Source organism: Pseudomonas sp. 34 E 7 (assembly GCF_900005715.1).
Taxonomy (GTDB): Bacteria; Pseudomonadota; Gammaproteobacteria; order Pseudomonadales; family Pseudomonadaceae; genus Aquipseudomonas; species Aquipseudomonas orientalis_A.
In genome coordinates this window covers 20,552-27,229 of record NZ_CVTX01000114.1, presented here as the reverse complement: position 1 = coordinate 27,229, position 6,678 = coordinate 20,552, and the positions used below count along the sequence as shown (strand labels likewise).

The 6,678-nt window shown below is 57.8% G+C and carries 6 protein-coding genes; 2 read left to right on the top strand and 4 right to left on the bottom strand.

The annotated features are described in order from the left end of the window. Positions 1–40: 40 nt before the first annotated feature. From BFP96_RS09815 to BFP96_RS09800, 3 genes are all read right to left on the bottom strand, one after another. A protein-coding gene (locus BFP96_RS09815; protein WP_122582746.1) for an IS3 family transposase occupies positions 41–1,188 on the bottom strand; the annotation gives its coding sequence in 2 pieces (ribosomal slippage) (positions 41–933 and positions 933–1,188; 1,149 coding nt in all). Between the two features lie 522 nt (positions 1,189–1,710). After that, the gene (locus BFP96_RS09805) at positions 1,711–2,331 is read right to left on the bottom strand and encodes a transglycosylase SLT domain-containing protein (RefSeq protein ID WP_065898283.1); all 621 of its coding nucleotides are present in this window, start codon (positions 2,329–2,331) and stop codon (positions 1,711–1,713) included. An 80-nt stretch (positions 2,332–2,411) separates the two neighbouring features. After that, a complete protein-coding gene (locus tag BFP96_RS09800; protein ID WP_065895533.1) occupies positions 2,412–3,380 on the bottom strand; it encodes a hypothetical protein in 969 nt (322 codons plus the stop codon). A 196-nt stretch (positions 3,381–3,576) separates the two neighbouring features. On the opposite strand from BFP96_RS09800, the gene BFP96_RS09795 reads away from it, so the two are divergent. Beyond that, complete coding sequence (locus BFP96_RS09795) at positions 3,577–5,073, top strand: PAS domain S-box protein (RefSeq protein WP_065895532.1); 1,497 nt, start codon at positions 3,577–3,579, stop codon at positions 5,071–5,073. Positions 5,074–5,175: 102 nt separating this feature from the next. Next, positions 5,176–5,448, top strand: a complete 273-nt coding sequence (locus BFP96_RS09790) for a DUF1652 domain-containing protein (RefSeq protein ID WP_065895531.1) — start codon at positions 5,176–5,178, stop codon at positions 5,446–5,448. Here BFP96_RS09790 and BFP96_RS09785 read toward each other — a convergent pair. After that, positions 5,411–6,604 (bottom strand): MFS transporter, encoded by a 1,194-nt coding sequence (locus BFP96_RS09785; RefSeq protein WP_065936109.1) that lies wholly within the window; start codon positions 6,602–6,604, stop codon positions 5,411–5,413. The genes BFP96_RS09790 and BFP96_RS09785 overlap by 38 nt on opposite strands. Positions 6,605–6,678: the final 74 nt, after the last annotated feature.

The window sequence follows — 6,678 nt, the reverse complement described above, 5'->3', positions numbered from 1 at the left end:
TGAGGTGGTCAACTTTTTCCGGACACCTCAATCGGTGTTTTCAGGCTGTTTGCCGCTCGTACTGATTGGGCGGCAAATAGTCTAACGATGAATGCATTCGTCGTTCATTGTAGAACCGCACAATGTAATCCGTGACGTCCCTGATTGCTTCATCATGATTGGCATAGTCCTTCCTCCAAACACGCTCCATCTTCAGGTTCAAGAAGAAACGTTCCATGACTGCGTTGTCCCAGCAGTTGCCCTTGCGGCTCATGCTGCAGCGCAAGCCATGTCGTGTCAGCATGGCTTGGTAAGTAGCGCCTGCATACTGGCTGCCCCGATCTGAGTGCGCGATCAGACCCGGTTTAGGCTGTCTCTGTGTGATGGCTAGTTGCATAGCACTGCACACCAACTCTGCGCGCATATGCGGAGCCATGGACCAGCCTACGATCTTGCGTGAATACAAATCCATGACAGCCGCCAAGTACAGCCAGCCGCTTCGAGTGCGAATATAAGTGATGTCAGCAACCCATGATTGGTTGATCTGCTCGGGGTTAAACTGGCGGTTGAGCAGGTTCTCAGCTACCGGGAAATTATGATTACTGTTGGTGGTATGAACGAACTTGCGCTTCCAGATCGGGCGTAAATCCTGTTGTTTCATCAGCCGACGGACCTTGTGCCGCCCAATGGATACGCCATCGCTACGCAGTGCTTTCATCACCCGACGACTGCCATAACAGTGCTCATTGGTCATGAACGTAGCTTTGACCTGAGCTGCAACCGGACAGACAGCTTTTGGCTTAAAAGACCGCTGACGAGCTTCATAGAACCCCGAACGGCTGATCCGCAAAACCCGGCAGATACGTATTACCGGGTAGGCCTTGCATTGCATTTGGTGAACCAATTGGTGGATCACTTCAATTCGCGGGCAAAGAAGGCCGTAGCTTTTTTTAATATATCGTTGTCAGTCTTCAGCTCGCGGATCTGCTGCTCAAGCTGACGAATACGCTGTTGCTCGCTGGTTAACGGTTTACCAATCCCTGTACCACCTAACTGCTCGGCTTGGTACTGCTGGACCCAGCGGCGCACGGCAGTGTCACTCAAGTCTAAATCGGTACAAACGGAGTTCACGCTCAGGCCTTGGTCAACAATCATCTTGCAGACTCTTAGCTTGAAAGCGGCGTCGAATTTTCTGTACTTCTTGGTCATGGAATACTCCTCAATAGGTGTAGTTTCACCTATTGAGGTGTCCGGGACTATTAGACCAGCTCAGCTTGCTCCCGATAGCGGTGCATCAGCCAAGATATCAGTGGCTGACACTCCGCTATCGGGGGCAAGCCCCCTCCCACATTTGGACCGCAGCGCGTCAGTCAGATAGCCGTCGGCTGTGAGGCTGTCAGCGGCATCGCCACAGGTCCGGCGCCGTACTGCCATTTACTGTGGGAGGGGGCTTGCCCCCGATAGCGGTACATCAGCCAAGATATCAGTGGCTGACACTCCGCTATCGGGGGCAAGCCCCCTCCCACATTTGGATCGTAGCGCATCAGCTAGATAGCCGTCGGCTGTGAGGCTGTCAGCGGCATCGCCACAGGTCCGGCGCCGTACCGCCATTTACTGTGGGAGGGGGCTTGCCCCCGATAGCGGTGCATCAGTCGAGATATCAGTGGCTGATACTCCGCCATCGGGGGCAAGCCCCCTCCCACATTGGGTCTGCATGCATCCAGAAGCTTTTTACAACCAATGCCAGAACCGGCTCCAGAACCCTCGGCCCAACTCATCCTTGCACCCGGCATATTGCCGCGCATACAGCTGCGAACGCGCCTGCACCTTGCTCGCCACCGGTAGCAGCCAGGCTTTGCTGGCGTAGGTGCGCTGGCGGTAGCCGCCCCAGCCTTCGTGGTAGTTCAGGTACTGGCCGTAGGCGTCGTATTTGTAGACGCCGTTGATGGTGTAGGTCTTGTCCATGTACCAACCGATGAAGTCGATGGCGTCGTCGAAATCCTCGCGATCGGCGCCGCTGCGGCCGGTGCTTTTGCGGTAGTCATTCCATACCTCATCCTTGGCCTGGGCATAGCCGGACGCCGTGGACACGCGGCCCCAGGGGATGATCCACAGCAGGTATTTACGCGGGGTCTTGGCGTCGTAGCGAAAGCCCGACTCCTGATACATGATCGCGAACGGCACCTGGATGGGCACGCCCCAGCGCTTTTGCGTGACCTTGGCCGCGTCGTACCAGTCGTCCTTTTCGCGAAAGATGCTGCAGATGTCGTTGGGCGTGCGTGGCGGCGAGGTGCCGCACGCCGCCAACAGAGAGGTGAGTAGTAACAGTCCGACGGCTTTGCCTGCGCTCAAGGGGCACCTTTGCGTGATACGCGTAAAATGTCGGGCATTTTACGCGTTCACCGAGGCGGCGTCCCTGCCGCAGACAGTTTTTAAGCCAATGGCACGCGACGGGTTGTCAGCGCGATACGACCGACAAAGAAGCTCAAGGCCGCACCCAGCAGCAGCATCGCCAAGGTGCTCCAGGCTGCGCGAGACAGCTGCTTGGCCGCTACTTCACCGGCTTCACGGGCTTTCTGTTCAGCCTGTTGCTTGAGTTCTTCGACTTTCTGCATGGCCTGCTGATAAGCCTGGGCATAGTTATCGACGATCTGCGTGGCTTCTTCCTTGCTCTTGCCGGTACGCGCCGCGACGATGTTGACCAGCGCTTCTTTATCCGCAGCATTCAGTGCAGGCTCGCCGGACGCTTTCACGCGCTCGAACCACTGCTTGAGCTCATCGCCCGCCTGGGCAGGGTTGGTCGCTGCGTCAGTTGCCGTTTGCTTGCCATCGGCTGCAGCCTGGTCGGTTTTCTGCTCGACGTTGGCGGGGTCCAGCTCAGGCTTGCCGCTTTGCTTGAGCAGGGTATCGAGTTGACCTTGCAGGCTGTTCCAGTCCAGCTGGATGCCTTGCTCGTTCAACTGCTGCTTGATGCTGTTGCCGATCCCCGGTGCGGCGGCGGCAATGCCACTGCCGGCAGCCGACAGACCTTTACCCACCACGTTGCCCGCGGTACCCACTACGCTGGAGGCCAAGCCCGCCAGCAGCCAGGTGGTCAGCAAGGTGGTCAGGGTCCAGGTCAGTACACCGTGCAGACCACCGCGATCCGGTGCGGTACGCCCGGCCACGAACGCGCCAAGCGCAATGGCGATCAGCGTCGATACAAACAACCAGATCCCGGCGCCCGTACCGAAACCGCTCAACGGGTTACCGGCTTCCATCGGCTCGACGGCACTCGCGCCAATCGCCGTACCCAACACACTCAACACCAGGTAGGTCACCAGTGCAATTGCACTACCGGCCAATACCGAGCTCCACGACACCCGAAACAGCGATCGATTGGTTTCATAGACAGTGGTCATACAAAGGTCCTTTTCAAATTATCGGAGCAAGGCAAAGTGCCTTGACTGGTGTGAGTGTGGCGAAACGACATACGTTCAGTCGTGGCCCAAATGCACTATCTGGCCTGGTGCATTCGCACTCCCACAGGGACAACTTCTCTGCACTATCCGAAACCTGGGATGTCGTAATTCAATGCGTCCAGACTTCGGAGAATCTATGACACAGGATGTTCTTGCCAAAGAAACCAACCGCCGCCAACTGCAACAGATCATCTCCGGATTATCCGATGGTGTGATATTGGCGGAGGTCGACCAGACCATCCTCTGGGCCAACGAGGCCGCGTTGGCCATGCATGGCGTCGGCGACGTCATGGGGCTGGGCGCCAACACCCGGCAATACGCCGAGCGCTTCAGTCTGCGCTATCGCAACAACCACCCGTTGCAACTGGACAGCTACCCCCTGGCCCGCGCAGCGGCGGGAGAAGAATTCAGCGACGTGATCGTGGAGGTCATTCCCACCACCGACCAGGAAAAAACCTGGGTGCACCGCCTGCGCAGCCTGGTCATCACTGACGCACAGGGTGAGCCGGAACTGCTGGTGCTGATCCTCAGCGATGCCACCGAATGGGCCAGCGCCGAGCAGCGCTTCGAAAAAACCTTCAACGCCAACCCCGCCCCTGCCGTGATCTGCCGCCTGAGCGACCTGCGCTACATCAAGGTCAACCAGGGTTTTCTGGAAATGACCGGCTACAACCGCGACCAGGTCATCGGCAAATCCGTATATGAACTGGACGTGCTTGAACAGGCCGAGCGCAAGGACCTGGCGATCGAGCGCCTGGGGCAAGGCGCGACCATTCCACAGATGCAGGCCGAACTGAGGCTGCCCGAAGGCGGCAGCAAGCTGGTTGTGGTGGCCGGCCAGCCCCTGGATATGAACGAGGAAGACTGCATGCTGTTCTCGTTCATGGACCTGGAGCCGAGGCGCAAGGCGGAAATCGCCCTGCGCCAGAGCGAAGAACGATTCGCCAAATCCTTCCGCCTGACGCCAGTGCCGACCCTGGTGTGCAACGCCGCCAATCGCCAGGTTGTAGACGTCAACGAAGCGTTCATGAGCATCACGGGTTACATCAGTGAAGAACTGATCGGCAAGTCCATCGAAGAAATCAATTTCATCGACAACCCGCCTACCAGCGCGCAATTGTTCGCCACGCTGGAAAAGGCCGGAAACCTCGACGGCCACGACCTCAAGGTACGCAAGAAAGGCAATGAAGTGATCGACTGCGTGGTGTCCGCCGACACCGTGGTGATCCAGGATGTGCCGTGCTACCTGCTGGTGTTCATGAACATTACCGAACGCAAGCGCTCGGAGCTGGAGCTGGTGGCGGCCATCGAAGAAGTGATGCAGGACGCCTCCTGGTTCAGCCAGACCCTGATCGAGAAACTGGCCAATGCCAAAAGCGTCAACAGCCCTAACCTGCCGAACGTATCCTTCACCGACCTCACGGCCCGTGAACGGGACGTGCTGGGCTTGATCTGCGAGGGCCTGGCCGACAAGGAGATCGCTTCGCGCCTGAAGCTGGCACCCAATACCGTGCGCAATCATGTGGCGACGGTGTACTCCAAACTGGGCGTTCACAGCCGCAGTTCGGCTATTGTCTGGGCCCGTGAACGCGGGCTGTTTGCTGGCGAACTGCGGGTAAAAAACAAGCGCTGAGAGTGCAAATGCACTAGTTCATATAGTGCGAATTCGCCTTATTAGCTGGCGGCGCAATCAATAACCTTCAAGGCATCGAATCTGTGCCTTGAAGGAATCTGCATGTTTACCCTCTCTCAACTGCGAAATTGCATCGAAGAAGGCCTGTCGCCGCTGACATGCGAATTCACCCTGTGCCGGGATGCGTCCTTGACCCTCAAGGTATTCGACGCCGAAACCGGCCGAGTCGACCTGGTGGTCACCGGTATCAGCACCAACCGGCTGCAGACCCCGGAAGAAGTGACGAAAATGGTCGATGAATTGCGCTACGAACTGCAGAGCAATACGGTCGGCAAACTCAACCTGGATGACCTGCCTTCAGCTTCGCCCCAATGAAATAGAACACCCCGCCCCCTACGATAAATCCCCCGAGCATGAAAAACATGTAATACGCCGGCAGGCTGGCCAGCACCAGCCCGCATAACACCGGCCCCAACGCGGCACCGAGATTGGCCAGGTTCTGCGCGCCGTAATACATGCCGCGCAAGTGGTCAGGAGCGATCCGGTCGATAAACATGTACTCGGCCGGAAACACGATGATTTCCCCCACGGTAAATACCGCCATCGCCAGTACCCACCACAACAGGCTGGTGGACAGCGCAAAGCCAATCAACCCCAGCATGAACATACTCAAGCCCGCGATCAGCCACTGGCTCAAGTAGCGGTGCGAGATGCGCCGGCCAATCAGGTACTGCAAGGCAATCACCAGCACGGCGTTGGTGGTGAGTATTGTGCTGATTACCGTGTAGGTGTATTCAGCGGTGGTGGTGGTCACCAGGTATTGCGACAGGTAGGCGACGAACTGACCGAACACCACGGCACTGAGCAGTCCACCAACGGTGAAACACACCAGGCGGTGATCCTTGAGCAGCACACGGCCTACGGCGAGGAATGACACCGGTTTTTGCGTGGCGTCGACGGTGGTCAGTGCGCGGTCGCCCAGGCGCCAATACAACAGGAAAAATCCCGCGCCCAACAACGCCGACAGAATAAACGGCAGGCTGATATCCAGCGTGGCCACCATCGCGCCAAAAAACGGGCCCACGGCATAGCCGATATTGGTCAGGGTGTATTTGATGGAGAACACTTCGCTGCGCCCATCCTCCGGCAGCACGCTGGCGAAACCGGCCTTGATCGCAATATCGATGACCGCATAGGCCAGGTTGATCAAAATCAGGCAGCTATAGAACGCCCAGATAGTCTGCGCCAGGACCGTACCGATGAAGCCCAGCACAAACACCAGGCTCAGCCCGAGCAGCAAGCGGTAACTGTTGACGCGGTCGACGAGGAAACCGCCATAGACGCTGAGCAGCGAGCCCACAATCAGCGAACTGCCGATCACCAGGCCGACCTGGCTGATATCCAGGGCGAAATGGCCGGTGAGGTAAATCACCAGGTACGGAAACGTGATCGCTTTGGCCAGCGTCAGCAACAACGTGGCCGACAGCAGCAGGTTCACCGTGCGGGGATAGTTTCTTATTGCGGCAAGCATCCTGCTCTCTTTCCTTGAAGGTAACGCGACCATTGCGGCCGGCTACCTTAACCCAGGAAAGATGACGCGAGCAG

Excerpts from the sequence above, each read along its gene's own strand:
- BFP96_RS09800 (WP_065895533.1), bottom strand. The coding sequence starts at position 3,380 with ATGACCACTGTCTATGAAACCAATCGATCGCTGTTTCGGGTGTCGTGG.
- BFP96_RS09795 (WP_065895532.1), top strand. The coding sequence starts at position 3,577 with ATGACACAGGATGTTCTTGCCAAAGAAACCAACCGCCGCCAACTGCAA.
- BFP96_RS09790 (WP_065895531.1), top strand. The coding sequence starts at position 5,176 with ATGTTTACCCTCTCTCAACTGCGAAATTGCATCGAAGAAGGCCTGTCG.
- BFP96_RS09785 (WP_065936109.1), bottom strand. The coding sequence starts at position 6,604 with ATGCTTGCCGCAATAAGAAACTATCCCCGCACGGTGAACCTGCTGCTG.